The organism is Proteus sp. fly-1008 (assembly GCF_040140305.1).
In the GTDB taxonomy this organism is placed as follows: Bacteria; Pseudomonadota; Gammaproteobacteria; order Enterobacterales; family Enterobacteriaceae; genus Proteus; species Proteus vulgaris_B.
Map to the genome: position 1 here is coordinate 1 of NZ_JBEEWH010000037.1, position 2130 is coordinate 2130.

Here is a 2130-nt window from a genome sequence, read left to right on the forward strand (position 1 = left end):
TTTTCTGAAAGCGTTAACCCCAACCTTGTCCGAAGATAGCTGATTAACTAAAAGAATCTTTACAAGACTTCTCTTGAGCTCCACAAAAAACAAGATATACTGTTTTTATATACAGTTATTCTTGTGCGGTCACTTTTATAGTTTGTGTTTATAAAACCAGTGTTTTTATTCACAGATGTATAAATTTAATTTATTTAATAGAATAAGCCAAATTTTCTATATGGATGGAATAAAGATGGCATCTAATGAACAAATTATAAACATAGTCTATGATGGTGAAGCACTAAAAAATCATAAAATGGATATACTTTTCTTTGCTGAAAGTCTACAAGGATTGGGTAATGCCATTTATGAAGCAAATACTATTTTAAATGGTAAAAGTGAATTTCATGTTGATGTTGATGCTGGGCTGATAGCCGGTTCTTTTGGTTTTAAATTGTCAGTAAAAAGAGGCGCTGAAAACGCTAAAGATGTTTTAAAAATCATTGGGCTAAATACAGCTAATTTTATAGTAGGCGATAAAACTGTAATTGATGTACTTCAAAGGCTAAAAGGAAGAAAGGTAGATATTATAGAAAAAAACAGCACTACAGGTGATGTTAAGTTACTTGTTGATGGTGAAGAAATAGAGTGCTCTTCTGATGTGGAAAAAATTGTAAGTTCACCAAGTATTCGCAAAGCTATAGATTCTTTTATCCATAAACCTCTATTACATCCTGGTGTTGATAGTTTTGAAGTGAGTGAAGGAAAAATAAAAAAAACGATCCCTGACTTAAAGATAACTAAAGATGATGCAGGAAACTTTAAATCACCAAAAACTATTTTTGAAACAGAAAGAAGTGAAGAAGATATTGAAACCACTCTTACTTTCGTCTCTGCAAACATTCAAAAAAAATCAGGCTGGAATGTAATAATTAATGAAGAGCCATACCAAGTTAAAATGGATGATGATGAGTTCATTTTAAAATTAACTCAGCCAGATGCTCCTAGTATTTTTGGTGAACTGTTCGTTGTTAATATGAAGAAAATAACAACATCAGACTCGGTGAGTAAAAGATCAAGTTATGTTGTTCAAAAGGTTGGAAGGCAATTAGGTAAGAATTAATTGCGAACTTTAGGAGTTAACCATGCAGGATAGTATTATTGGAATAATAGGAATTGTGTTGATGGCTCCAGCCATACTTTATTCCATCAGGTTGATTCTAAGGATTTTAATTTACTTTATCTTTAGTAAAGAAAAAGTGACGATCACTTATCACACCAAAAATGGTGAAACACTAGAGAGAGTGGTGTACCTAAAAAGGGATGATGAATTTTTTTCTCTTTTAGATAAAATGGCTGACAAGAAAGCCCATGAGGATATAAATCATGGGTGATGAGCAAAATAAGGGAACAGGAAGTAAGGCAGTAGGAATTGCGGGTGGTGGTGGAGCAGGAGCTATTTTAATGCACTTGGCTGACATGATAAATGCTGACTATAGAAATTTATATATAGCTGTCGTTCCTGTTATAGCCGTTATGCTCAGTGAATTATTTACGTTTATATCTGCGTTAGTATCACTGGAACCACAAAGGCTTAGATTTAACATATGGTTATTTTTTAATAAAAGAAGATTAAAAAAAGCAATAAATAATGGAAATTTACCGCCAGAATTATTAGAACAAGCAGAAATTAGGTATGGAATATGTATGGGTATTGAGGCTGGAATATATAAACCGGAAGATTACTGGAAACATGTAGAGAAAACTACTGAAAATATAGATCCCTAAGAACAAGAATCAAACACAACTAAAACCCTATTATAGTGATTATATATTCAATATATCCAACCCACTCCGGTGGGTTTTTTATTGCCCAAATTTCACCATGCCTCTTGATTGAGGCTTTTCACGTTGGAGATAACAATGTTCGGAATGCCAGATATACCAAACTGGAAGGGATTACCTAACGCTGGATTAGATGCAGGTATTAGCCTTGGCGGTGCTGCGTTAATTAATTCCTTATTCGGTAACTACTGGGGAATATTCAATGAATATGGTGTTCCGTTATTGCTCGCTGATAACGTGATATCACTCCAGTATGAAAACAAAAGCCGTGTTGTAAATGCGCCTATCGAAAGAGGCACATTT

The 2130-nt window shown here is 33.7% G+C and carries 4 protein-coding genes; all 4 read left to right on the top strand.

Annotation, left to right across the window (positions count from 1 at the left end; translation table 11 throughout):
• Positions 1-235: 235 nt before the first annotated feature.
• Entirely contained in the window at positions 236-1105 is an 870-nt protein-coding gene (locus ABN256_RS18950; protein ID WP_349439925.1) for an LAPAL motif-containing putative phage structural protein, read from the top strand.
• A gap of 22 nt (positions 1106-1127) precedes the next feature.
• A complete protein-coding gene (locus ABN256_RS18955; protein WP_349439926.1) occupies positions 1128-1376 on the top strand; it encodes a hypothetical protein in 249 nt (82 codons plus the stop codon).
• Positions 1369-1770, top strand: a complete 402-nt coding sequence (locus ABN256_RS18960; protein ID WP_349439927.1) for a hypothetical protein — start codon at positions 1369-1371, stop codon at positions 1768-1770. Before ABN256_RS18955 ends, ABN256_RS18960 begins: the two co-directional genes overlap by 8 nt.
• Positions 1771-1905: 135 nt before the next feature.
• A partial coding sequence (locus tag ABN256_RS18965; RefSeq protein ID WP_349439928.1) for a hypothetical protein occupies positions 1906-2130 on the top strand: 225 nt, incomplete at its 3' end.

Excerpts from the sequence above, each read along its gene's own strand:
- ABN256_RS18950 (WP_349439925.1), top strand. The coding sequence starts at position 236 with ATGGCATCTAATGAACAAATTATAAACATAGTCTATGATGGTGAAGCA.
- ABN256_RS18955 (WP_349439926.1), top strand. The coding sequence starts at position 1,128 with ATGCAGGATAGTATTATTGGAATAATAGGAATTGTGTTGATGGCTCCA.
- ABN256_RS18960 (WP_349439927.1), top strand. The coding sequence starts at position 1,369 with ATGGGTGATGAGCAAAATAAGGGAACAGGAAGTAAGGCAGTAGGAATT.